This window comes from Halorientalis litorea (genome assembly GCF_023028225.1).
Classification (GTDB): Archaea; Halobacteriota; Halobacteria; order Halobacteriales; family Haloarculaceae; genus Halorientalis; species Halorientalis litorea.
On the sequence record NZ_CP095482.1, the window covers coordinates 1,179,837 to 1,202,387 of the forward strand.

Sequence of the window (22,551 nt, forward strand, 5' to 3'; positions counted from 1 at the left end):
GAACCCCGATTTTCCGGTGGAATCGTCCACTCGACGGGCAGTCGTGCGGTTCCCCCTATAACCGCGCCCCCTGAAAGAACGGGGTGCTAAAGTAGAGGACCAATGATTTATTATGATGTCTTTGCTGGGTAGGGGTGCATGAAAGCCGCAGTTTTCCACGGGGTGGAGGAGCCCCTGCAAATCGAGGACGTACCGGAGCCGACGGCCGACGATGAGCAGGTCGTGGTCGAAACCGAAGCGTGTGGTATCTGCCGGAGCGACTGGCACGCGTGGAAGGGCGACTGGGACCACATCGGCGTCGTCCCGACGGACGGCCTCATCTTCGGCCACGAGCCCGCGGGTACCGTCGTGGAAGTCGGTGACAACGTCGACCGTATCCGCGAGGGCGACAAGGTCACCGTCCCGTTCAACCTCTCCGACGGGACCTGCCACCACTGCCGGAGCGGCCGCGGAAACATCTGTGAGAAGATGGTGCCGCTCGGCTTCCTGCAGATGGCTCCCGGTGCCTTCGCCGAGAAGTTCCCCGTCCGGCAGGCGGACCACAACGTCATCAAACTCCCCGACGGCGTCGACCCCGTCGACGTCGCCGGCCTCGGCTGTCGGTTCGCGACGGCGTTTCACGGCCTCGTCCACCGCGTCGACGTGACCGCCGGGGACTGGGTGGCCGTCCACGGCTGTGGCGGCGTCGGCCTCTCGGCGGTCCACATCGCCGACGCCCTCGGCGCGAACGTCATCGCCGTCGACATCATGGACGAGAAGCTCTGGGCGGCCGAGGAACTCGGTGCCGACGAACTCGTGAACGTCACCGAAGTCGAGAACGTGGCCCAAGCCGTCAAGGCACACACCGAGTCCTCGCGCGGTGCCGACATCGCCGTCGACGCGCTGGGTGTCGCGGAGACGTGCCGGAACGCCATCAACTCGCTCGGCAAGGCCGGCCAGCACCTCCAAATCGGGCTGACGACCGGCGAGGACAACGGTGAAGTCCCCCTGCCCGTCGACAACATCGTCATGGACGAGCGGGAGTTCTACGGCTCGTTCGGGATGCCACCCAACGAGTACGACGAGATTTTCCGCATGATGGAGCGCGGCAAAATCAACCCCGGCGAAATCGTCACCGAGACGGTGGCCCTCGAAGAGGTGCCGGACATGGTCGCGGGCATGGGCGACTACGACACGGTCGGCATCCCCGTGTGCAACGAGTTCTGAACCCCACGGCTGCCGTTCGGCCGCAGTACGGCGCAACGTAACGCTCCGTCGACAACTCTTGTTGCGAGTCAGGGCGTTTATCCTACACGGCCTGTCAGGGTCGATATGGTCGATAAGTACTCGCTCGGGATGCTCACTGGCGCGCTGCTGGCAGTGGGCGGTCTCGTCGCCATCGCCTCGGTCAGCCTCGTCGCGGGTGCCGGTGCGACGGCTATCGTCGTCGGTCTCGTGTTGCTCTTCGGGATGTATATGCTGAAGATGCTCAGCGCGTTCGGGTTCTAACTCTGTGTCCGGTCGGCGCGGTGTTCGCTGATGAGGCGGTCGACCATCTGCTCGTTTTGCTGTTTCTCGCGCTCGTCCGCCCGTTCGTGCCAGTCCTCGATGACCGTCTCCACGTCGCTCTCGCGTGCCACCGCGAGCGCGTCCACCTCCTGCATCGCCACGTCGTCGGCCGGGCCGACCGGGATGTCGTGTTCGAAGAGTACGTCGTCGGCCGCCTCCGAGAGCGACCCGCCGGCACGCAGGACGACTCGGGGGTTCACCGCCGCGAGTCGCTCCGCCGTCGACCGACCCGCGCCGCTCCCGTCTCGGAGGTACACCACGTCCGCCTCGGCGAGGCCGTACTGTTCGTCGGCGGCGGCGATGGCGTCGCGGGTGAACTCCTCGATGACCTTCACCGGCACGAGGTCCTCGCTCTGTTCGGACACGTCCGCGAAGTTCGAGTGGTCGAGTCGCCAGAGTTCCTTGAGACGGTCGAGTTTGTCCTCCAGTTCCGCGACCCGTTCGCGCTCCTCGGACAGTTCCCGTTCGAGACGCTCGTTCTCCCGTTCGAGACGGGTGACCTCGCGGCGTTCGCGGGCCTCGCGGCGCTCCTCGCGGCGGGCCTGCGAGAGTTCGTCCTCATACTCGTCGATGCGCTCGTCCTTCCGGGCGATGGTCTCTTTCAGGTCCTCGGCGTGTGATTCGAGGCGGTCGACGCGGGCTTCGAGTCGCTTGATGCGTTTCTCCTCGTCGGTGAGTTCCCGCGGCGAGTGTTCGGTGGTCTCCTCGCTGTCCTCGTCGTCGGCCGCGAGGTCCGTGAGGACCGCCTCGACGGACTCCTCGCCGGCGACGACGCGAGCCAGTACGTCCCCCAAATCGTGCTGTGGCGGCACCTTCTCCGCGACGCGCTCGAACTGGTCCTCGTGGGCATCGTAGGCCTCCAGTGCCGCGGCCAGCGCGTCGCGCTCGTGGTCGTTGTCGTACGCTTCCTCGCGCGTCCGGTGTTTCTTCCCGTCGACCGGCAGGTCCGAGTGTGGCACCCACCCGGCGGCCTCGAAACTCCGGCGAACGCCCTCGACAGTCTCGGGCATCGGCGTCACGTCGGCGGCGACGACGATGGGGCGGCCGCGCTCGATTATCCACTCGATGACCTCGGCGGTGTCGGCCGTTCGGGTACTGAACACGTCGAGGACGCCGCCGTCGAGGTCGACCACCGCCACGGCCGTCGTCGTCCCGGGGTCCATCCCGACGATGACGTGGTCGCGTCGCTTGGCCAGCGGCTGGAACTCGATACCGTCACGACGCTCACGGTCGATTTCGACGCGTACGTCGCCCGACCGGCCTGCCGAGACGGGGATGTCTGCGGGACGTCCCTCGACCTCGAACACCGCGTTCGAGAAGCCGCCGTACTTCTCGGTTACGTCGCGCTCGTACTCCAGGCTCGCCTCGTCGAGTTGGCGTTCGACCGTCCGGGCGCGCTTTTTTACCGCGCCGTGGATACGCCGCGTGTAGCGGTCCTCGGACCACCCGCCCTTGCCCGTCGAGCGACCGCGGGCGACCTTCACCTGCGTCGTGTCGGTGAACGCCGAGACTTCCTGCCCGACGTTCATCGCGGCCAGGCGAGCGGCAGCCTCGGCTTCCTTCATCGGGTCCTTCCCGTAGGGAACGCCGTGCCGGGAGGCGACGCGGGAGAGCGGGTCGGGTCGCTCGGCCCCGGTGACTTGGACCAGTTTCGTCTCGTCGGGGAGCGTCCCGAGGAAGTGGACCAATTGGTCCTTGTCGGCGGCGAGTTCGTACATGTTGTCCGTCGCCACGATGGCCGGTTCCTCCCGTTCGACGAGGCGACGGAGCTTTCGCCGAGAGACCACGTCGCGGTCCATCGACTCGCCGTCGAAGGCAACAACTGCGTAGGACGGCGCGTCGCCTCTCACGTCCCCGCTCTGGACATCGACCCCGAAGACGACTGCATCGAGGGCACTCGTGCGGGCGTTCACGTCCCTCGATAGGGACCTGTCGGACATAAATTCGGTGCCGGGTCAGCATCACTCGGCGAGGGTCACAGGGGCAGGGACCCGCCGGCCGTAGCCGCTACTCGTCGGCGTCGGGGAAAGGGATGTCGAGTTCGTCGCCGTCGTCGGGGAGGAACGCCTCGCCGTCGAACACCTCGCGGGCCTCGGCTTCGAGGCGGTCGGACTGCCCGGCGTACCGCGTAGAGACGTGCGTGAGCGCGAGTCGTTTCGCGCCCGCCCGGTTCCCGATTTCGGCGGCCTGTCTCGCGGTGGTGTGACCGGTCTGGCCCGCCCGTTCGCGGCGGTCCTCGGCGAACGTGGCGTCGTGAATCAACAGGTCGGCGTCCTCGGCGGCGGTGACCACGCTGTCGGTCGGGCGGGTGTCCCCCGTGTAGACGACGCGGCGGCCGGGCCGTGGCGGCCCGACGACTTGTTCGGGTTCGACCACCCGACCGTCGTCGAGTTCGACGGCTTCGCCCCGGTGGAGTTTGCCGTACTTCGGCCCCGGCGGGATGCCCAACTCCGCTTCTGCCTTCTCGCGGTCGAATCGCCCCTTACGGTCGTCCTCGACGAGGGCGTAGCCGACGGACTTCGTGCGGTGGTCGGTCCCGAACGCCCGGACCTCGAAGTCGCTCCGGGAGAGTGCAACGTCGCCCGCCGAAACTTCGTGGACCCTGACGGGAAACGAGGGAGTCGCGCCGGTGACCGAAACGAGGTCCTCGACCCGCCCACGGGTCCCGGCGGGCGTGTGAATCGACAGGGCCTCCTCGCGGTCGTTGAAGTCCCACGTCTGGACGAGGCCCGGCAGTCCGAGCACGTGGTCGCCGTGGAGGTGCGAGAGGAAGACGTGGGAGACGGCAAAGCCCGTCCCGAAACGCATCATCTGGCGTTGGGTTCCCTCGGCGGCGTCGAAGAGGAACCGCTCGCCCTCGCGGCGGACCATCACCGCGCTGGGGTTGCGAACCGAGGTCGGGACTGCTCCGCTGGTCCCGAGAAACGTCACGTGCATATCGCTGGAGTCGGCGAGCGGAGGGAAACCGGCTTCGAAATACCGCGGTCCCGACGGGACTAAGCCCGGCTTTCCTCGCCGTCGGGACGGACCACGGCGCGCGCCGCCACACAGGTACTGGCAGTGACACTTCGAAGCACTACTTACTGTGAGAGTGCCACTTTGGCGACGAACTGAAGTCCCTGATTATTGGATTTTCAGTCGGTGTATGGATTAGTTTCCGATTTGAATCGACGTGCCGGCTTATGCCGTCCTGCGCCGTGGAGACGTTCGCACGCAATGGCACAACGACACACTGCCCTCCTGCTTGCTGGGCTGATGGTGCTCTCCGCTGGCGGCGCGGTGGCAGTCACCGCACCGACAGACGGTGTCACACTCCAACAGGCCGAGCAACAGGGCACACCGACAGTAACGTTCGAGAACCAGACTGCGACAGGCACGGTGACTATCGCGAACGCGACACTTCCCGAAGGCGGGTTCATCGCCATCCACGAATCCGACAACGGGACTGTGGGCGACATCGTCGGCGTTTCGGCCTACCTCGAACCGGGGACGGCCGAGACGGTCGAAGTCGCGCTCGACACCCCAGTCAGCGGGAACGCGTCGTACATCGCGATGGCTCACCGGGACACCAACGGCAACGAGACGTTCGACTTCGGCCCGGACAGTATCGAGGACGGTGCCTACATCGCCGAGGGTGACCCGGTCACCGACGCCGCGCAGGTCACCGAGGGTGTCCCCGACGACGCCGACACGCCGGACGACGCACCCGACGACGCCGACGACGCACCCGCGGATCTCGTCGTGACTGACCTCGACGCGCCCGCGAGCGCGACGGTCGGGCAGACACTCGCCGTGACGGCCACAGTCGAGAACCAAGGCGAGGAGTCCGTCACCGAGCAAGTGGAGTTCCGATTCGCCGGAACGCTCGTCGCGAACCGGGCGGTGAGCGTCGACGGCGACGGCAACGAGACGGTCACCTTCGAGGTACCGAGCGGCCTGTACAACCTCAGCGCGGGCGAGTACACGCACGGCGTGTTCACCGAGACGGACGGCCAGACGGCCACCATCGCCCTCGACGAGTCGTTCGCTCTCACCGACCTCGACGCACCGGCCAACGCGACGGTCGGTGACGAGGTGACCGTCAACGCGACGGTCCAGAACCCGAACGACGAGAACGCGACCCAGACCGTCGAGTTCCGCTTCGCCGGGGCACTCGCGGACTCGGAGGACGTCGAACTCGCCGCGGGTGAGAACGCGACGGTCTCGCTCTCGGTCGACTCCACCGGCGTCGAACCCGGCAACTACACGCACGCCGTGTTCACGACCACCGACGGTGCGTTCGCCGAAATCACGCTCGAACCGGCACCGCCGGAAGCGAACGTCACGTTCGACAACCAGACCAGCGACGGAACCACGGTCGAAGTCGCCTCGGTGACCACCTCCGACGGCGGGTTCGTCGCCATCCACGACGCGACGCTGCTGGACGGCAACGTCGTGGGGAGCGTCATCGGCGTCTCCGAGTACCTCGACCCCGGTGAGAACGAGAACGTCACCGTCGAACTGTTCGACGTGCCCGGCGCGGACTTCGAGAACGAAACGCTCACCGAGAACCAGACGCTCGTCGCCATGCCGCACCTCGACACGAACGGGACTGAAACCTACGACTTCGTCGCCACCAACGGGAGCGTTGACGGCCCCTACACCGAGGACGGCGCGGCGGTCCTCGACGACGCCTTCGTGACTATCGGGCCGGCGGCACCGCCGACGCCGAACGCTACGGAGACACCCACAGAGACGGCGACTGAGACGGAGACGGCGACCGAAACCGCGACCGAGACTGGGACGGAAACCCAGACCGGCACGGAGACCACGACCGAGACGGGGACGGCGACCGAAACCGCGACCGAGACGGTAACTGAGACCGCGACCGAGACCGAGACCGAAACCGGTACCGAGACGCAGACTGGCACCGAGACGGAGTCGACGACCGACACGGAGACCGACACCGGCACAGAAACCGACACGGAGACCGGGACCGACACGGAGACCGGAACGGACACCGACACGAGCCAACCGGGCGAGACGGCGAACTAACCCGCCCCGTCGGTTCACGGCTCGCGGCATCCGAACTTTTTCGGTGGTCGCGGCGGGACCGACCGATTCTTACTGTCCGATGCCGTAGCCGCGGCCGATGGACGCACCCCTGTGGACGGCGACACACCGGCCGGACATCGACGACCTGCCCCAGTCGAGCGTCCGGGAGGCGATGTGGGGTGCCGTCTCCGACCCGATGAACCTCGTCGTCTACGGCCCGCCGGGGAGCGGCAAGACAGCCGCCGTCCGGGCGTTGGCCCGCGAGGCGCACACGGACCCGGACAACGACCTCGTGGAAATCAACGTCGCCGACTTCTTCGGGATGACGAAGAAGGAACTGAGCGAGGACCCCCGCTTCGAGTCGTTCGTCACGCCGAAGCGACGCCGGGAGTCCTCGAAGGCCGACCTCATCAACCACGTCCTCAAGGAGTCGGCCAGTTACGCGCCGGTGTCGGGCGAGTACAAGACGGTACTGCTCGACAACGCCGAGGACGTGCGCGAGGACTTCCAGCAGGCCCTCCGGCGCGTGATGGAGCAGTACTACGAGACAACACAGTTCGTCATCGCCACGCGCCAACCGTCCGCGCTCATCCCGCCGATTCGGTCGCGGTGTTTCCCGGTTCCCGTCCGCGCCCCCACGCACGAGGAGACTGTCGCCGTCCTGCGGTCCATCGTCGAGGACGAGGGTGCCGACCACGACGACGACGGACTGGAGTACGTCGCGGGCTACGGCGACGGCGACCTGCGGAAGGCCATCCTCGGCGCGCAGACGACCTACGAGGCGGCCGGGGAAATCACCATGTCGGCCGCCTACGAGGCACTCGGCGAGGTGGGCGTCGACGACCGCATCGAGTCGATGCTCGACGACGCCGAGGCGGGCGAGTTCACCGACGCGCGCTCGACGCTCGACGACCTGCTCGTCGAGGAGGGGTTCAGCGGCGAGGAAGTGCTCGCCGACATCCTCCGCGTGGCGCGGAGCAGGTACGACACCGAGCGGTTGGCACGCCTGCACGCGCTGGCCGGCGACATCGACATGGACTTGAAATCGGGGACGAACGACCGTCTCCACGTCTCACACTTGCTCACGAAACTCGCGGAGTGACGCCGTACCGGACGGGTCACGTCACCGCGTGAGAACGTGAACGTGTCTGACCAGCGAACGGTGGACGCGCCGCTCGAAGCGGCCGGTGACCGTCCACCCGGCGTCGCTGGCCGCGTCCGTCCACGACTGGTCGGCGACGAGGACAGCACGCGGAGCGAGGCGGCGTGCCTCCGACAGCGCGCCCGCGACGACCCCAGCGAGGTCACGGCCCTCGATTTTCGACTGCCGACCGTACGGCGCGTCGAACACCACGCCGTCGGCGGCGTCGGCGGGGAGGGGGAGACGCGTCGCGTCGGCCCGCAGTACGGCGTACTCACCGGGGTCGGGCAGTCCGGCGGGCGAGTTTGCCGGGTCGAGCGCGTGTGCGAGGTTCTCGGCAGTGCCGCGGGCCATCTTCGCCTGCGCGTCCGAACCGATCACGTCCGTGCCGACGAGACCCGCCTCGACGAGGACGCCGCCGGTTCCACACATCGGGTCCAGAATGGTCGTGCCGGGGCGCGCACCGGCGACGTTGGCGATGGCACGTGCAAGTAACGGGTCCATGCTCCCGGGTTGGAAGAACGGGCGGTCGGTCGGCTTGCGGTCGCCGAAGTCACGGACGCTCTCGGCGGCCAGCCACCCGAGGGCACAACACCCCTCGGAGAACACCGCACGGAGCACGTTGTCGGGGTCGTCCAAGTCGACGGTGTAGCCGCGGGCGACCAGTTCCGCGCCGAGTTCGCGTTCGGCCCGCTGGGTGTCGACTCCGGTCAGACTGCGCACGTCGCGAGCGCGGACGGCCACCGTGCCGGTCCGGTCGGTGTCGGCGGCCCCGAGGAGCGCGACTGCACTCGCCACGTCGGGGTCCGTCCGACCCACGAGGTCGCTGGCGCGGCGGGTGAACGCGAGGCCGCGGACCCGGTCCGTGAGGCCGCGGGCCGTCGCCACCCCGGGCGCGACGCGCTCGACGGCACTCGCGGCACTCGACGCCTCGCGGGCCGCGAAGGCGTCGTCAGTCCCGGCGAATTCGAGCAGGTACACGACGGGAAATGGCCGCGTGACGGCTTTACCGCTTCCGGTCGAACCGCCCGCTGTCGGGTATAACGCCGTCTTCGCCGCCGGATACAAGTCGAGATGGTGACCTATCAGTTTCGGGTATCAACCTTTATAAACCTTAAATACGTGGTTTAAGTCGAGACATGGTTGACCCCAAGGAAACAATCAACATCGAGAACGTCGTCGCTTCGACGGGTATCGGGCAGGAGCTCGACCTCCAGAGCGTGGCCATGGACCTCGAAGGGGCGGACTACGACCCCGAGCAGTTCCCCGGCCTCGTCTACCGGACTCAGGAGCCGAAATCGGCCGCACTCATCTTCCGGTCGGGGAAGATCGTCTGTACCGGTGCCAAGAGTACGGACGACGTTCACGAGAGCCTCCGCATCGTCTTCGACAAGTTGCGTGACCTGAACATTCAGGTCGACGAGGACCCCGAAATCGTCGTCCAGAACATCGTCACCTCCGCGGACCTCGGTCGCAACCTCAACCTCAACGCCATCGCCATCGGCCTCGGGTTGGAGAACATCGAGTACGAACCCGAGCAGTTCCCCGGCCTCGTCTACCGGCTCGACGAACCCGACGTGGTGGCCCTGCTGTTCGGCTCCGGGAAACTCGTCATCACGGGCGGGAAACAGCCCGAGGACGCCGAGGAGGCGGTCGACAAAATCGTCTCGCGACTCGAAGAACTCGGCCTGCTCGACGGCTGAAACACAGGCTACATACCACGGGCGTCCGAACGCGGGGTATGATTCCGTTGCAGAGTGTGACCGGCGGCGGACTGCTGGCAATCGTCGTCACCTTCCTCGTCGTCGCGCTCTTCTATGCCGTGACGCTCCACCTCGCGGCCACCTTCTTCATCGGCGACGTACCGAGCCAGCACGCCGCGACTGTCGCGCCCGTGCCCGCCGTCGTCTCGATCCTCCTTCAGCAGTACGGGACGACTGCGTTCGGTCCGCTCTCGCCGAGTCTCGGGGCTGGCGTCGCCATCCTCGTGACGCTCGTCGCCGACGCCATCGCCATCAGCTACGTCTACCGGCTCAAGTGGTCCTCGACGATACCGCTCACGCTCCTGCATTTCGGCTTCGCGGCCGTGTTGGGGTTCGCGCTGAACAACATCTTCGGCTTCATCTAGGTTCGACGGTAATCGTCCCGTCGCTCCACACGTCGACTTCCGTCCCCGCGTGAGCGAACGTGACGTGGACATCACCGTCAGTTAGCAGGAGGCTGTTGAGGGCGTCGGGGTCGATGCTCTCGAACAGCGCGGGGAGGTCGGTACTGTCACACCCCGACGAGGCCGCGATAACCGCAACGATGGCGGCACTGGGCGGCCTATCCGACCAGGCATCACGGACGACAGTCATGCCGTCGTCAGGCGCGTCCGGGTCGCTCATTGTCGAACCCAGCCTGTTGGTATAGAACGGAAGGGCGGCACATGGGACGACGTAGCAGTCTCAGCGGCAAGAGACTTGTGTGGTTGGCCGGGTCGGTCCAGACTGGACCTGACGAAGAACAGAAACGAACGTCGACTCGTGGTCGGGACTACTCGACCATTCGCTCGATTTCGGTGACGAGGATGCCGCTCGCACCCTCGCGTTCGAGGTCGTTGATGGTCTCGAACACCTGTCGCTCGTCCACGACGGCGTGGACTGCGACCTTGCTGTCGCCGGCGATATCCATCACCGTCGGCCCGCCCAGCCCCGGAATCACGTCTTTGACCGCTTGGAGGTTCTCCTCGGGAACGTTCATCATCAGGTACCGTTTCCCCTCGGCCGTCTTGACCGACCGCAGTGCCGTCGTCACCTGCTCGACCTTCGGGTCGTCGAGTGCGTCCTCGCGGGCGAACAGGCGGACGGAGCTTTCGAGTACGTCGTCGACGACGCCCAGTCGGTTCATCCGCAGGGTCGTCCCGGTGCTGGTGATGTCGACGATGGCGTCGGCGATGTCCACGTGGGGCGTGAGTTCCGTCGCGCCGGACACCTCCGCGATGTCGACATCGACGCCTTTGTCCTCGAAGTACGCACGGGTGACGTTCGGGAACTCGGTGGCGACGGTGCCGCCGGCGAGGTCCGCTACCGACTCGACGGGGCCGTCCTCGGGAGCGGCCAGCACCAGCCGGCAGGCCCCGTACTCCAAGTCGAGTAGGTCCACGAGGTTGTCGACGGCGGCCTCCCGCACTTGGTCGAGACCGGTGATACCCACGTCGGCGGCCCCGTCGCTGACGTACTCGGGGATGTCGGCGGCGCGGGCGTAGAGGATGGTCACGTCGGGGTCGACCGTCTCGGCGTAGAGTTTGCGGTCGGCACCGTCGACGACGTGCAGTCCGGCGCGGTCCAGCAGGTCGACCGACGGCTCGTGCAGTCGCCCCTTGTTGGGCACGGCGATACGCATACACGCACTTCCCGACCGTCGGTCAATTGCTTTTCGGGCCACGGAGCGGTCCGGGATACCGGGGATTAAGTCACTCCCCGGCCGAAGTCGGGACATGACGACGCTCGGAATCACGGGCGGGCGCGTCCTCCGGCCCGACGGGACCGTCACGCGCGCAGACGTACTCGTGGACAGCGACGCGGGCGAGATCCTGTCCGTCGGCGAGGCCGACGGTGCGGACGAGACACTCGACGCCACGGACGGACTGGTCGTCCCCGGCCTCGTCAACGCCCACACGCACGTCGCGATGACGCTCCTGCGGGGATACGCAGACGACAAGCCCCTCGACGCGTGGCTACAGGAGGACATCTGGCCCGTCGAGGCGGAACTCACCGCCGCCGACGTGCGCGCCGGGACGGACCTCGGACTCCTCGAGATGATTCGCTCCGGGACCACCACCTTCGGCGACATGTACTTCTTCATGGAGGAGGTGGTCGAGGCAGTCGCCGACGCCGGGATGCGCGCCCGCCTCGGCTACGGGGCCATCACCGTCGGCAAGGACGACGACGCGGCCCGCGAGGAGATGCGGACGGGACTCGACTTCGCCCGCGAACACGACGGCGCGGCCGACGGGCGCGTCTCCACGATGTTCACCCCCCACAGCCTCACCACCGTCGGCGAGGAGTACCTCCGCGAGTTCGTCCCGGAGGCCACCGAGGCGGGCGTTCCCGTCCACTTCCACGCCAACGAGACCGAGGACGAGGTGACCCCCATCGTGGACGAACGGGGGGAGCGACCGCTGGCGTACGCCGACGATATCGGGATGCTCACCGACCGAAACTTCCTCGCTCACGGCGTCCACGTCGACGAGCGCGAAATCGAACTTCTCGCCGACCGCGGCACCGCCGTCGTCCACTGTCCGGCCTCGAACATGAAACTCGCCAGCGGGATGGCTCCCGTGCAGGCGATGCTCGACGCGGGCGTCCCCGTCGGCCTCGGAACCGACGGCGCGGCGTCGAACAACGACCTCTCGCTGTTCGACGAGATGCGCGACGCCGCGATGGTCGGCAAACTCGCCGCCGACGACGCCGCCGCCGTCGACGCCGGGACGGTCGTCGAGATGGCGACTGCCGGCGGTGCCGCCGCACTCGGCGTCGACTCGGGCCGTCTCGAACCCGGCGCGAACGCGGACATCGCGGTCGTGGACTTGGACGCCCCGCACCTGACGCCGGCCCACGACCCCGTGAGCCACCTCGCGTACGCCGTCACGGGGTCGGACGTGCGCCACACAGTCTGTGACGGACGGGTGTTGATGCGTGACCGCGAAGTACTCCCACTCGACGCGGAGCGCGTGGTCGACGAGGCCAGTCGGCGCGCCCGTCGCCTCGTCGAGCGTGCAGAGAGTTAAACCACGAAATTCGTTTTTGAACGCTCTAACTATTTCTCGTCCGGTCGTGTAGCGTCTGAACGTCGTGAACGGGATACCGGCTTTATCGTAGTCTCTCCCGTGGCACCGGACACGATGAGTTGGCAATCCAAGTCACTGGCAGTCGTCACGGTCACACTGTTGCTCGTCGGGGCCGTCGCACCGGCCGCGGCGGTGGGGTCGACCCCCGGCGACGTGGTCGCACAGCAGACGGACACGGACGAGGACGCGACGGACGTGACCGAGACGGCGACGAACGAAACCGACGGTGACGACGGGACCGAGACCGAGTCCGAAAACGAAACCGACGCGACACCGTTCGGCGTGGAGGTGTCGACGTTCGTCCACGCGCTCCAAGAGGAGCGTAATATGACGGTGAACGGCACGGAGAACGGCACCGACCAGCCGTTCGGGCTGGTCGTCGCCACCTTCGTGACCGCGAACAACCCCGGCAACGGGCAGGGGCCGCCGTCGTGGGCCGGCCCGGGTGAGGACGACAACGAAAGCGACGACCGGCAGGGACCGCCGCCGTGGGCCGGCGATGAGGAAGACAACGAGAGCAACGACGACCGGCGTGGGCCGCCGGAGTTCGTGAACGAGAGCGACGGCGACGAACAGGGACCGCCGCCGTGGGCCGGCGGTGACGACGAGGACGACGAAGACGAGGAGGCAGCGAGCGAAGACGAGGAAGATGAGACTGAAGGGGATGACGAAGAGACCGAGGCGGACGACGGAGAAGAGGAAGACGAGGACGACGAGACGGACGACGGGCCGCCGGCGAACGCCGGGAACGGCAACGGTCCGCGATAGGTTCGACGTCCTGCCCTCGCAGTGTCAGTCGTCGCGTTCGTAGACACGGACGTTTCGGAACGCTGAGGCCGCGGAACAGCCGTCACAGTCGTTGACGAAGAGCAGTGTCGACGCGTCGCCGAGATACCCCGGATTGTTCGAGTTGTACACGTCTCCGATGGGGATTTCGTAGCGAGTCCAGCCGTCGCCTTGGGCGTACGACGGTCCGTAGCCGTTCGTGACGGGGACGCCCCAGTTCTGGCTGCCCGCGAGTTGGACGACGCGGCCGCTTTGTTGGTTCGTGTCCGTCTCGAATCCGATGGCGTGTATCTCGCCCACGTCGTCGCTCCGAAACTCGAACGCGACGACGGTGTCCTCGGTCACGGTGTAGTCGAACGGGACGCCCGCCCAGCGGTTCCCTTCGAGGGAGACCGAGCGGCCGCCCCCGTCGACGGTCACGGCACCACCGACGTTGACGTTGCCCGACCAGTTCGCCGGCGGTGACCGGTCGAAGCGCGCGAGGCGGGTGGGCGTGGCGTCCGAGAGGTCGAACGTCCGCTCGTGGACGACGGCGTCGCCGCTCACGACGAGGACGCGGAGTTCCCCCTGCACCGCGTGGGCGAGACTGAGGGACTCTCCGGCACTGAGTTTTCCGTCACCGTCCTCCGTCACGGGCACGGTATCCGACAGCGGGACACGGTCGGGGCGGCCGTCGCTCCGGAGGACGACGGCGGCGTCGTCGAGTGGAAGCGGGTCACCGGACTGGTGGACGAGCGTGACGGTCCGTTCGTCGGCAGTCGACTCGACGGCGACAGTCGTCGGGTCCTGTGTCGCACGGTCGGCGAAACCGAGGGCCAGTGTCCCGATGACCGCGAGGAGGACGACGCCGACGGCCACGAGCAACAGGACGGCCACCGACTCGGACTGCCCGCGAATGTGGGGGGCGGCTTCAGCCACACCCGATACTTGCTCGTGCTGATACTAACGGCTTTGGTCCGTATCGGTTCGCGACTGCCCCGGTTCGGCAGTGTTTTGAGGCCGCTTTCCTTCAGTTCAATCATGACTGCGACCATCAGCGAGCGGCTCGCCGACCCGGCGAGTGCGCGCGAGGCGGGACGGCAGAAGGTGGACTGGGCACGCGAACACATGCCCATCCTCGAATCGCTGCGCGAGGAGTTCCGCGCCGAGGAACCCTTCGCCGGCGAGCGAATCGGGATGGCGATGCACGTCGAGGCCAAGACGGCGGTGCTGGCCGAGACGCTGGCCGACGGCGGGGCCGAAGTCGCCATCACCGGCTGTAACCCCCTCTCGACTCACGACGACGTGTCGGCGGCACTCGACGCCCACGAGAACGTCACCTCCTACGCCGAGCGCGGCGTGGACGACGAGGCGTACTACGCGGCGATGGAGGCGGTCATCGGCCACGAACCCACCATCACCGTCGACGACGGGATGGACCTCATCGCGGCCATCCACGAGGACCACCCCGAACTCATCGACACCATCGTCGGCGGGTGCGAGGAGACGACGACCGGCGTCCACCGCCTGCGGGCGATGGACGACGACGGCGCGCTCCGGTATCCGGTGTTCGCCGTCAACGACACGCCGATGAAACGCCTGTTCGACAACGTCCACGGGACCGGCGAGTCCTCGCTGGCCTCCATCGCCATGACGACGAACCTCTCCTACGCCGGCAAGACCGTCGTCGTCGGCGGCTACGGTGACTGCGGCCGCGGCGTCGCCAAGAAGGCCAGCGGGCAGAACGCCCGTGTCGTCGTGACCGAAGTCGACGCCCGCCGCGCGCTGGAGGCGCACATGGAGGGCTACGAGGTCATGCCGATGCACGAGGCCGCCAAGGAAGGTGACGTGTTCATCACCACGACGGGCAACCGCGACATCATCACGAAGGCGGACTTCGAGGTGATGGGCGACGGCGTTCTGCTGGCCAACGCGGGCCACTTCGACGTGGAAATCGACCTCGACGCGCTCGACGACCTCGCCGCCGACCGCTACGAACCCCGCGACGGCGTCGAGGCGTACGTCATGCCCGACGGGCGGGAGTTGAACGTCCTCGCGGAAGGACGGCTGGTCAACCTCGCCACGCCCGTCGCCTTGGGCCACCCCGTCGAGGTTATGGACCAGAGTTTCGGCGTCCAAGCCGTCTGCGTCCGCGAACTGGTCGAGTCCGGCGACGAGTACGCGGCCGGCGTCCACGACGTACCCGACGAGTTGGACAGGGAAGTCGCCGAGGTCAAACTCGACGCCGAGGGCGTCGCCTTCGACGACCTGAGCGACGAGCAGCGCGAGTACATGGAGTCGTGGCAACACGGGACGTAGCGACGTGTCCGACGGCACCGCGAACCGCTGGGATGCGGACGACTACGACGACGGCCACGGCTTCGTCGCCGAGTACGGCGCGAGCCTCGTCGACCTGCTGGACCCGAAATCGGGGGAACGGGTACTTGACCTCGGCTGTGGCACCGGCCACCTGACTGCCGACATCGCCGAGCGCGGCGCGACGGCCGTCGGTATCGACCAGTCCGCCGAGATGGTCGAACAGGCCCGCGCGGCGTACCCCGGCTTGTCGTTTCGGCGAGCGGACGCGCGGTCGTTCACCGCCGAGGACCGCTTCGACGCCGTGTTCTCGAACGCCGCACTCCACTGGGTCCCCGGGGCCGACCACGACGCGGTCATCGAGGCTGTCGCCGACGCCCTCCGTCCCGGCGGCCGGTTCGTGGCCGAGATGGGTGGAACGGGCAACGTCGACCGCATCGTGACGGCGACGCTGGCCGAACTCCGCGAACGCGGGTACGACCGCGAGAACCCGTGGTACTTCCCGTCGGTCGGCGAGTACGCGACCCGACTCGAAGCAGGCGGGTTCGAGGTGCGGCGGGCCGTCCTGTTCGACCGACCGACCGAACTGGAGAACGGGGCCGACGGCCTCGCGGACTGGCTCTCGATGTTCGGCGACAGCCTGTTCGCGGGACTCGCCGACGACGAACGCGAGGCCGTCGTCGCGGGCGTCGAGGACCGCCTCCGCCCGGACATGTTCGACGGCGAGACGTGGACGGCGGACTACCGCCGTCTCCGGTTCGTCGCCGTCCGGGCGGCGTGAGGGGAGCCAGCCACACGGACTCGGACTGTCCCGTCGGCGAACTACCGGACGATTCCCTTTTGCCGTCACCCCACGAAGTCCGCGCCATGTCGAGCAACCGGAAGGGGGACAGGCGCGAGCGCGAACTCGTCAACGAACTCGACGAGGCAGGCTTTGCAGTCATGCGCGCGCCGGCCAGCGGGAGTGCCACCGAGCGCGAACTCCCCGACGTGTTGGCGGGCGACGGCGAGACGTTCTACGCCATCGAGGCCAAGTCGTCGGCCGGCGACCCCATCTATCTGGACGGCGAGGAGATAGAGGCTCTACTCTACTTCGCGCAGAACTTCGGCGCGAAACCCCGCGTCGGCGTGCGGTTCGACCGCGAGGACTGGTACTTCTTCCACCCCGGCGACCTCTACACCACCGACGGCGGCAACTACCGCGTCAAAAAGGAGACGGCACTCGCCGAGGGCACGGACTTCGCGGAGTTCGTCGGCGACACCCAGAAAGTGACGCTCGAAGACGCCGCGGCGGCCGCTGGCGGGGAGAGCGGAGACGACGACGTGCGCGAGGTGCTGGCGGCGTTCGACCGTGGCGACATCAGCATCGAGGACGCCGCCGAGATGCTCTAAACGACGGCGGCGTCCTCGGTCCGTGAGAGCCGCGAGTACGGGAACGCGTACACCCGCGGGTCGTCGGCGCGAAGACTGTCGCCGAGGTAGACGGCGTCCACCACGACGTCGTCGGCCGGATAGTCGTGGTTAGTCGGGTGGGCGGCGACGGTCCGGCCGGTCGCCTCGATGACGTACTCGTCGGCCCGAGCCGACCGCACCCGCTCGACGACGAGCGTGTCGGCCGTCTCGCGGTCCACCACCACGTCGCCGGGTTCGACCCGGCAGTCCTCGCACAGCGGCGGGTCCGCGGTTTCGGGGACGAACGACTCGTGGCCACAGTGGGCGCAGTCGGCGACGCGCTTGCCCGGCGGCGGGACGCGCCCGCGGGTTATCTCGATGGCGACGCGGCGGCGGTGTTTGCACCGGACCCCGCGGTAGCGGTAGTCGGGGCAGGTACACCGACCGTCGAGGACGTCGACCGTGTACTCGCGGTCGCTCTCGCTCTCGACGGCGTAGCACCCGCCGCCCAGCGGCCTGACGGCCATGGGTTCGGTCCACGCGCGAGCGGCGCGCTCGTCCAACTCGGACAGGTCGGGCGCGAGGGCGACTTTGTGGTGACGAAGGGGTGGCATAGCTCTCACGGACGCGGCTCAGGTTTCGGTGCGTCCACTTCGTGGTAGGTGCTGGAAGTACCTAAGGGACACGGCCGGAGAGGCCCGAAACAGCCGAAATTACCCGGAAGAGGTGTATGAGTAGTGCCGAAGCGGACGTGTCGAGCGCGGTGGACGCGGCGCGCCCATCGAAGGTCTTTTAGATTGTCCATCGGAATCCGCGAGCATGGATATCCAACGGGAGACGGTCGTTCAAGCAGGCGTCTCCTTCGCGGCCGTGTTCGTCTTCATCGGAGCCGTCGTCTACGTCGGGACGAGCTTCCGGGCGAACGGGAACATCACGCCCGACGGCGGACTCGCCATCCTCGGTGCGATAGTGCTGTTCATGGTGGTCATGAGTGCCGTCGGCTACTGGCTCGCCGGTCAGGGGTCCTAACCGGTCGCTTCCTCGTCTCGCTCCTCGCGCCAGTCGGTGAGTTCGTCGTCGTCGGCGTCGTCGAGTCTGTGTTCGTAGTAGTTCAGCGGGTGTGACTCGTTGATGACGTCCTCGCAGATGTCGTCTTTGCCCACGCAGTCGCCGTAGGACTGCATCGTCGCACACGCCGGCGTCGAGTACGCCGTCGGACTCGTCTCGCCGCGGATGTGATTGACCTGATAGCGCGTCTGCTCCTCGCCGAAGCCGGGGTTGACCTGGAACAGGTCGACGATTTCGTCCGTCGTCATCCCGATGCCAGTGAGAAACGTCGCGATGGCGAAGCGGGAGTGGTGTTCGAGGTGTTCGCCCTTCTGCACCCGGTCAAGCAGGTGTTTCATGCAGGGCGGGAACATCTCGGGAACCACCGTGTCGATGTCCCGGGTCAAGTCGAGGTCCGCCAGCAGTTCCCGAACGCGGTCGGTCTCCTCGGTGAGTTCCGACGCGATGGCGTCGGGTACCTCGAAGGGGAGGCCGTCGGCGACGCGACTCTGGACGGCCTGCCGGAGCAGAATCAGGAGGTCCGATTCGTCTATCGGGACCTGTCCGTCCGCGAGCGGGCGGTTCACCAGTCGCCACTCGTCGCCCCACTCGCCGGCGGCGTGTTCGAGGTACGCGCTCACGTCGACGGCGTACTCGTCACCGGGGGTTTCGTGGACACTCCCCCCGAGGTCGAACTCCGCGAGCAGGTCCGAGAGGCCGAGTCGCTCGGTACGCGTACTCTGGAACTCCGTCGTCGTCGCGAGTTCCTCGGAGAACTGCTCGTAGGCCGACCGGGCCTCCGCGCGCGTGTACCGGCGGTGTAGGATGTGTTCGTCCACCAGTGAGACGATGACGCGAGCGACCGGATACGAGAGGAGTTCGACGCGGGTCCGCCGGTGTTGGTCGCCGACGGTCCCCTCCGTGATGGCCCACTCGACGCGCTCCAGCCCGCGCTCGACGACGGCTTCGTCGGTGGCGACGAGGTCCGTGAGGTCCACGCCCGCGGCTTCGACGGCCTCGCGGGCGGCCGAGAGAAACGGGTACCGTGCGTGGAGCGCCTTCATCGGCCCTACGATTGGGGCGGGTCAGAATAAACCCGGCGGTCGGTGCCGAAATTCCGGCGGTCGCGGCCGGTCAGCGCGACCGGCGGTCCTCGATTTCCGTGAGTACCTGTTCCTCGTTGCCCCCGTCACCGAGGAGTGACTGGTAGCGTTCCAGTTCCTGCGGGGACACCTCCATCCGGTGTGTCTCCCCACCCTGTTCGAGTTCGAGTGTGACCGTGCCGTGCGGGTCGTTGCGCCGCCGGACGTTGGCGACGGCAACGAAGAGGAACCACAGCGCGACGAAGCCGCCGAGGAAGTAGACGACGGCCGTCTCGAACACCAGCGGGTCCGCCGACTGCACCCAGCGGTCCGGGTACGCGTAGGCGAACAGTGCGACACCGGCGACGGCGACGGTCGCACCGGCGACGACGCCGACCTGCTGGCGACGTTTCGACGGCAGGACGACGACGACACCGAGCAACACCGCCGGGCCGCCAAGTCCCGCGAGGACGCCGCCGAGGTGCTTCGCGGCGATGGGGTCCCGTGCGCCCAGCAACGGGCCGAGTGGCGTCGTCACCACGAGCAGGGCCGCGACGAGTGCCACCGCGCCAGCCAGCGACACCGCCCCACCGAGTGCGACCCGACGCGGGTCCCGGCCGTGGCGGTCACGTCGGCTGTCGTAGGCCTCGGAGAGGCTCGGCATACTCCCTACTGGTCGCTCCTGCTACAAAACGATGCGTCAGACAGGCGTGTGACGCGGCGGTCAACGGCGGCCGAAGACGCGCTCGCGGAGGTTCCACCCGTTCGGCCGCTCGGTGAGCAACACCGAACAGTCCACCTCGTCGACCACGTCCATGTGGAGCGAGTCGGCCACCAGCCGCGAGAGGAGGCCGCGCTCGGTCGCACCCATGACGACCATCGTGGAGTCGGTGGCCGCTCGCTCGATAGCGGCCTCGACGTCGCCGGACCCGTCGACCGTCATCGTCGCGTCACCCAAGTCGTGTTCGACGGCCCAGTCCGCGAGGAACTCCTCGGCCGCGGTGCGTTCCGCCGCCCCGTCGACGACGTGCAACAGCGTCACCTCGGTCCCAGCGACCGATTGGAGCGTCCGCGCGACTTCCGCGCTGAGGGCACAGTTCTGTCCTCCGTTGGTCGGGAGGAGGAGCCGCGAGGTGTCGAACCCGCGGTCCTTGAGGATGAGGAAGTCACAGGGGAGCCGCCGGGTGAGGTCACTCAGTGACTGCTCGGAACGGGCCGCACCCCACAGGCGGTCCTCGCTCCACCCGAGGACGACGGTGTCGGCGTTCTTGCGCCGGGCGATGTCGAATATCTCCTGGAAGGAGCGATGGGAGACGACCGTCGATGCTTCGAACCCGACATCGTAGGCGTCCGCCGTCGCTCGGACCGGTTCGAGGAGGGTCTTCGACTCGTCGACGATGCGGCGGTGCTGGGAGACGCCGTACCCCCCGGACATCCGCTGGGGCGTCTGGACGACGTGGACCGCGTGGACCGTCGCGGCCTCGTGGTCACTGGCGAGGGTACAGGCCAGTTCCACGAGGTGGTCCTCGGTCCGCGGGTTCGCGATGGGAACGACCACCCGATAGTCGCCGTTGTCCTCCTGTACCGCCGGTTCGACGGTGTCGACCAGCGGGACGTAAGCGCGGCCGACGACACCGCCGAGGAGCCACTCTCGACTGGAGAGTTGCCGGTTGGCTCCCTCGAAGCGGGCCGATTCGAGGCGGTGCTCGGTCGTCTGGAAGTAGTTGACCAGCGTCACCAGCACGACGCCGCCGACGGTGTTGCCGAGCAACACCGGGAGGACGAACTCGACGAGCCCCACACCGACCGCGAGGTCCCCGAGCAGGACCAGATACACCATCTCGGTGAACGAGACGACCGAGTGATACAGCCCGCCGAGCGGTATCGCGAGGAAGGCCAAGTAGATGACGACCAGTCGGGAAATCGTGTCCCGTGCGGCGTACTCGACCCAGACGACGCCGGCGACGATGAGGCCCGCGAAGGCGGCCTTGGCGAACAGCGGCCACCACGCCGTCGCCACGCCCTTCTGTGCGAGCGAGGCCGCCGCCGTGGCCGCACCGGGGTCCAGAACGCCACCGAACACGAGCGCGAGCGCGCCGAGCGCGCCGCCGGTGAAGTTCCCCGCCAACACGAGGGTCCAGTTGCGCAGGAGTGCCGGAATCGAGGCCAACCGCTCCAGCGTGAGTGCCACCGGCGGGAGCGTGTTCTCGGTGTAGAGTTGGTAGCCGCCGATGATGATGTAGATGAACCCGAGCGGATACAGCATGACGCTCAGGACGGTGTCGCCGCCGGTCGACGCCGTCAGCGACGCGTACAGCAGGAAGGTGATGGTAATCGCAAAGCCCGCGGCGAGACCGCTGAAGAACAGTTCGCGGCTCCCGGAAGTTATTTCCTCGTCGGCGGCGGCGATGATGCGCTGGAACACCTCGTCGGTCGAGAACCGGTCGCGGACGACCCGACCGGCCGCCGGGGCACCGCTCCGGGACCGTTCGACCGCCTCCCGGACCGACTCCGCCGGGTCTTTTCCGTCCGGGGACCGGGCGTCACCGTCTCGGTGCTCGGGGTCACTCATCGGGTATCGATGTGCAGATAGGAGTCGTAAGCGTTGTGAAGCCGGTTCGAGCGGCCCGTCACGGATGTCGGGTCAGTCGCTCTGGATGCGCGGGGCGAGCATGTAGGTGACCTGCCCGTTGCCCTCGGCGATGTCGAAGTGCATCTTGACCGGGAACTCCTCGCCCAGTTCCATCTCCACCTCGGCGTTGCTCGGTATGGCCTTGTTCATGTCCTTGAGGTAGTCCAGCGAGAACAGCGAGTGAGCGTCGCCGGCGGTCAGGTCGATGAGGTCGTCGGTCCCCAACTCGAAGTGAACGTCGTCGGTGTCGCCCTCGGCGTCGACGTAGAAGGTCTCGTCGCCCTCGTCGACACCCAGCGCGATGTGGTCGCTGACCATGTCGGCGGCCGTGACGGCCCGGTCGATGTCCTTCCCTTCGAGGACGATGAGGGCGGGCAAGTCTAGGTCGGGGAGGTCTGGTTCCTGCCGAATCGAGTCCGGGTCGATGAGTGCGAGCGTCCCCTCCAGTCCGTCTATCTGGACGTGGAGTTTGCGCGTCTCCTCGTCGAGTTCCAACTGGATGAGCTGTCCCGCGTCGGCCATGCTCGCGAACTCCTCCAACCGGGAGAGGTTGACGCCGATGGTACCCCCGTCCGTCTCGTAGGACTCGAAGGCCGCGGCGTCGAGGCGGAGGTCGACCATCCCCACGTTCGCGGGGTCGACGGCCCGGATTTCGATGCCCTCGTCCGTGAGGTGGATTTTGCACTCGTCCACCAGCACGCTCACGGAGTCGAGCGTCGCCCGGAGCGTCTCCGCACTCACAATCGCGTTGAACATCTTGCCC

The 22,551-nt window shown here is 67.4% G+C and carries 23 protein-coding genes; 12 read left to right on the forward strand and 11 right to left on the reverse strand.

Annotated features, from left to right (window positions below; all coding sequences use genetic code 11):
- Positions 1-138: 138 nt before the first annotated feature.
- Positions 139-1,206, forward strand: coding sequence for a zinc-dependent alcohol dehydrogenase family protein (locus tag MUG95_RS06335; RefSeq protein WP_247010227.1), 1,068 nt, complete (start codon positions 139-141; stop codon positions 1,204-1,206).
- 105 nt (positions 1,207-1,311) lie between these two features.
- Positions 1,312-1,488: a hypothetical protein gene (locus tag MUG95_RS06340; protein WP_247010228.1), complete on the forward strand. Its 177-nt coding sequence runs from the start codon at positions 1,312-1,314 to the stop codon at positions 1,486-1,488.
- Here the strand turns inward: MUG95_RS06340 and MUG95_RS06345 are convergent.
- Positions 1,485-3,461 (reverse strand): DUF460 domain-containing protein, encoded by a 1,977-nt coding sequence (locus tag MUG95_RS06345; RefSeq protein WP_372608185.1) that lies wholly within the window; start codon positions 3,459-3,461, stop codon positions 1,485-1,487. The genes MUG95_RS06340 and MUG95_RS06345 overlap by 4 nt on opposite strands.
- A 94-nt stretch (positions 3,462-3,555) precedes the next feature.
- Positions 3,556-4,485, reverse strand: a complete 930-nt coding sequence (gene rnz, locus MUG95_RS06350) for a ribonuclease Z (RefSeq protein WP_247010230.1) — start codon at positions 4,483-4,485, stop codon at positions 3,556-3,558.
- Positions 4,486-4,764: 279 nt separating this feature from the next.
- Between rnz and MUG95_RS06355 the strand changes: the two genes are divergently transcribed.
- Positions 4,765-6,582, forward strand: a complete 1,818-nt coding sequence (locus MUG95_RS06355; RefSeq protein WP_247010231.1) for a DUF7282 domain-containing protein — start codon at positions 4,765-4,767, stop codon at positions 6,580-6,582.
- Between the two features lie 97 nt (positions 6,583-6,679).
- Positions 6,680-7,684: an AAA family ATPase gene (locus tag MUG95_RS06360; RefSeq protein WP_247010232.1), complete on the forward strand. Its 1,005-nt coding sequence runs from the start codon at positions 6,680-6,682 to the stop codon at positions 7,682-7,684.
- A 21-nt stretch (positions 7,685-7,705) separates the two neighbouring features.
- Here the strand turns inward: MUG95_RS06360 and MUG95_RS06365 are convergent, their stop codons facing one another.
- Positions 7,706-8,704, reverse strand: a complete 999-nt coding sequence (locus MUG95_RS06365; protein ID WP_247010233.1) for a class I SAM-dependent methyltransferase — start codon at positions 8,702-8,704, stop codon at positions 7,706-7,708.
- 158 nt (positions 8,705-8,862) lie between these two features.
- Here MUG95_RS06365 and MUG95_RS06370 point away from each other — a divergent pair, with 158 nt between their 5' ends.
- Positions 8,863-9,426 (forward strand): TATA-box-binding protein, encoded by a 564-nt coding sequence (locus MUG95_RS06370; protein ID WP_247010234.1) that lies wholly within the window; start codon positions 8,863-8,865, stop codon positions 9,424-9,426.
- A 38-nt stretch (positions 9,427-9,464) separates the two neighbouring features.
- The gene (locus MUG95_RS06375; RefSeq protein WP_247010235.1) at positions 9,465-9,851 is read left to right on the forward strand and encodes a DUF7473 family protein; all 387 of its coding nucleotides are present in this window, start codon (positions 9,465-9,467) and stop codon (positions 9,849-9,851) included.
- On the opposite strand, the gene MUG95_RS06380 is transcribed toward MUG95_RS06375, so the two are convergent.
- Complete coding sequence (locus MUG95_RS06380; RefSeq protein ID WP_247010236.1) at positions 9,844-10,110, reverse strand: HalOD1 output domain-containing protein; 267 nt, start codon at positions 10,108-10,110, stop codon at positions 9,844-9,846. The genes MUG95_RS06375 and MUG95_RS06380 overlap by 8 nt on opposite strands.
- A gap of 148 nt (positions 10,111-10,258) precedes the next feature.
- Positions 10,259-11,107, reverse strand: a complete 849-nt coding sequence (gene hisG / locus MUG95_RS06385) for an ATP phosphoribosyltransferase (RefSeq protein ID WP_247010237.1) — start codon at positions 11,105-11,107, stop codon at positions 10,259-10,261.
- Between the two features lie 94 nt (positions 11,108-11,201).
- Here hisG and MUG95_RS06390 point away from each other — a divergent pair, with 94 nt between their 5' ends.
- Positions 11,202-12,494, forward strand: coding sequence for an amidohydrolase (locus MUG95_RS06390; RefSeq protein WP_247010238.1), 1,293 nt, complete (start codon positions 11,202-11,204; stop codon positions 12,492-12,494).
- 114 nt (positions 12,495-12,608) lie between these two features.
- The gene (locus MUG95_RS06395) at positions 12,609-13,322 is read left to right on the forward strand and encodes a hypothetical protein (protein WP_247010239.1); all 714 of its coding nucleotides are present in this window, start codon (positions 12,609-12,611) and stop codon (positions 13,320-13,322) included.
- A 24-nt stretch (positions 13,323-13,346) separates the two neighbouring features.
- On the opposite strand, the gene MUG95_RS06400 is transcribed toward MUG95_RS06395, so the two are convergent.
- On the reverse strand, positions 13,347-14,258 hold the full coding sequence (locus MUG95_RS06400) for a type IV pilin domain-containing protein (RefSeq protein WP_247010240.1): 912 nt from the start codon (positions 14,256-14,258) through the stop codon (positions 13,347-13,349).
- Between the two features lie 102 nt (positions 14,259-14,360).
- Between MUG95_RS06400 and MUG95_RS06405 the strand changes: the two genes are divergently transcribed.
- The 3 genes from MUG95_RS06405 (at position 14,361) to hjc (ending at position 17,027) form a co-directional block, all read left to right on the forward strand.
- Positions 14,361-15,638, forward strand: a complete 1,278-nt coding sequence (locus MUG95_RS06405; protein ID WP_247010241.1) for an adenosylhomocysteinase — start codon at positions 14,361-14,363, stop codon at positions 15,636-15,638.
- 4 nt (positions 15,639-15,642) lie between these two features.
- Positions 15,643-16,416 (forward strand): class I SAM-dependent methyltransferase, encoded by a 774-nt coding sequence (locus tag MUG95_RS06410; protein ID WP_247010242.1) that lies wholly within the window; start codon positions 15,643-15,645, stop codon positions 16,414-16,416.
- An 86-nt stretch (positions 16,417-16,502) separates the two neighbouring features.
- Complete coding sequence (gene hjc, locus MUG95_RS06415) at positions 16,503-17,027, forward strand: Holliday junction resolvase Hjc (RefSeq protein WP_247010243.1); 525 nt, start codon at positions 16,503-16,505, stop codon at positions 17,025-17,027.
- Here hjc and MUG95_RS06420 read toward each other — a convergent pair.
- Positions 17,024-17,641: an SWIM zinc finger family protein gene (locus MUG95_RS06420; protein ID WP_247010244.1), complete on the reverse strand. Its 618-nt coding sequence runs from the start codon at positions 17,639-17,641 to the stop codon at positions 17,024-17,026. The genes hjc and MUG95_RS06420 overlap by 4 nt on opposite strands.
- 205 nt (positions 17,642-17,846) lie before the next feature.
- On the opposite strand from MUG95_RS06420, the gene MUG95_RS06425 reads away from it, so the two are divergent.
- Entirely contained in the window at positions 17,847-18,056 is a 210-nt protein-coding gene (locus MUG95_RS06425) for a DUF7472 family protein (RefSeq protein ID WP_247010245.1), read from the forward strand.
- On the opposite strand, the gene priL is transcribed toward MUG95_RS06425, so the two are convergent.
- The 4 genes from priL to MUG95_RS06445 form a co-directional block, all read right to left on the reverse strand.
- A complete protein-coding gene (gene priL / locus MUG95_RS06430) occupies positions 18,053-19,138 on the reverse strand; it encodes a DNA primase regulatory subunit PriL (RefSeq protein ID WP_247010246.1) in 1,086 nt (361 codons plus the stop codon). The genes MUG95_RS06425 and priL overlap by 4 nt on opposite strands.
- Positions 19,139-19,208: 70 nt before the next feature.
- On the reverse strand, positions 19,209-19,820 hold the full coding sequence (locus MUG95_RS06435; RefSeq protein WP_247010247.1) for a cell division protein CdpA domain-containing protein: 612 nt from the start codon (positions 19,818-19,820) through the stop codon (positions 19,209-19,211).
- A gap of 60 nt (positions 19,821-19,880) precedes the next feature.
- Positions 19,881-21,728: a formate/nitrite transporter family protein gene (locus MUG95_RS06440; protein ID WP_247010248.1), complete on the reverse strand. Its 1,848-nt coding sequence runs from the start codon at positions 21,726-21,728 to the stop codon at positions 19,881-19,883.
- Positions 21,729-21,800: 72 nt separating this feature from the next.
- The gene (locus MUG95_RS06445; RefSeq protein WP_247010249.1) at positions 21,801-22,544 is read right to left on the reverse strand and encodes a DNA polymerase sliding clamp; all 744 of its coding nucleotides are present in this window, start codon (positions 22,542-22,544) and stop codon (positions 21,801-21,803) included.
- Between the last annotated feature and the right edge of the window lie 7 nt (positions 22,545-22,551).

Bases quoted from the DNA above. Each gene is read 5' to 3' on its own strand.
- MUG95_RS06335 (WP_247010227.1), top strand. From the start codon at position 139: ATGAAAGCCGCAGTTTTCCACGGGGTGGAGGAGCCCCTGCAAATCGAG.
- MUG95_RS06340 (WP_247010228.1), top strand. From the start codon at position 1,312: ATGGTCGATAAGTACTCGCTCGGGATGCTCACTGGCGCGCTGCTGGCA.
- rnz (WP_247010230.1), bottom strand. From the start codon at position 4,485: ATGCACGTGACGTTTCTCGGGACCAGCGGAGCAGTCCCGACCTCGGTT.
- MUG95_RS06355 (WP_247010231.1), top strand. From the start codon at position 4,765: ATGGCACAACGACACACTGCCCTCCTGCTTGCTGGGCTGATGGTGCTC.
- MUG95_RS06360 (WP_247010232.1), top strand. From the start codon at position 6,680: ATGGACGCACCCCTGTGGACGGCGACACACCGGCCGGACATCGACGAC.
- MUG95_RS06370 (WP_247010234.1), top strand. From the start codon at position 8,863: ATGGTTGACCCCAAGGAAACAATCAACATCGAGAACGTCGTCGCTTCG.
- MUG95_RS06375 (WP_247010235.1), top strand. From the start codon at position 9,465: ATGATTCCGTTGCAGAGTGTGACCGGCGGCGGACTGCTGGCAATCGTC.
- MUG95_RS06380 (WP_247010236.1), bottom strand. From the start codon at position 10,110: ATGAGCGACCCGGACGCGCCTGACGACGGCATGACTGTCGTCCGTGAT.
- hisG (WP_247010237.1), bottom strand. From the start codon at position 11,107: ATGCGTATCGCCGTGCCCAACAAGGGGCGACTGCACGAGCCGTCGGTC.
- MUG95_RS06390 (WP_247010238.1), top strand. From the start codon at position 11,202: ATGACGACGCTCGGAATCACGGGCGGGCGCGTCCTCCGGCCCGACGGG.
- MUG95_RS06395 (WP_247010239.1), top strand. From the start codon at position 12,609: ATGAGTTGGCAATCCAAGTCACTGGCAGTCGTCACGGTCACACTGTTG.
- MUG95_RS06405 (WP_247010241.1), top strand. From the start codon at position 14,361: ATGACTGCGACCATCAGCGAGCGGCTCGCCGACCCGGCGAGTGCGCGC.
- hjc (WP_247010243.1), top strand. From the start codon at position 16,503: ATGTCGAGCAACCGGAAGGGGGACAGGCGCGAGCGCGAACTCGTCAAC.
- MUG95_RS06420 (WP_247010244.1), bottom strand. From the start codon at position 17,641: ATGCCACCCCTTCGTCACCACAAAGTCGCCCTCGCGCCCGACCTGTCC.
- MUG95_RS06425 (WP_247010245.1), top strand. From the start codon at position 17,847: ATGGATATCCAACGGGAGACGGTCGTTCAAGCAGGCGTCTCCTTCGCG.
- priL (WP_247010246.1), bottom strand. From the start codon at position 19,138: ATGAAGGCGCTCCACGCACGGTACCCGTTTCTCTCGGCCGCCCGCGAG.
- MUG95_RS06435 (WP_247010247.1), bottom strand. From the start codon at position 19,820: ATGCCGAGCCTCTCCGAGGCCTACGACAGCCGACGTGACCGCCACGGC.
- MUG95_RS06440 (WP_247010248.1), bottom strand. From the start codon at position 21,728: ATGAGTGACCCCGAGCACCGAGACGGTGACGCCCGGTCCCCGGACGGA.
- MUG95_RS06445 (WP_247010249.1), bottom strand. From the start codon at position 22,544: ATGTTCAACGCGATTGTGAGTGCGGAGACGCTCCGGGCGACGCTCGAC.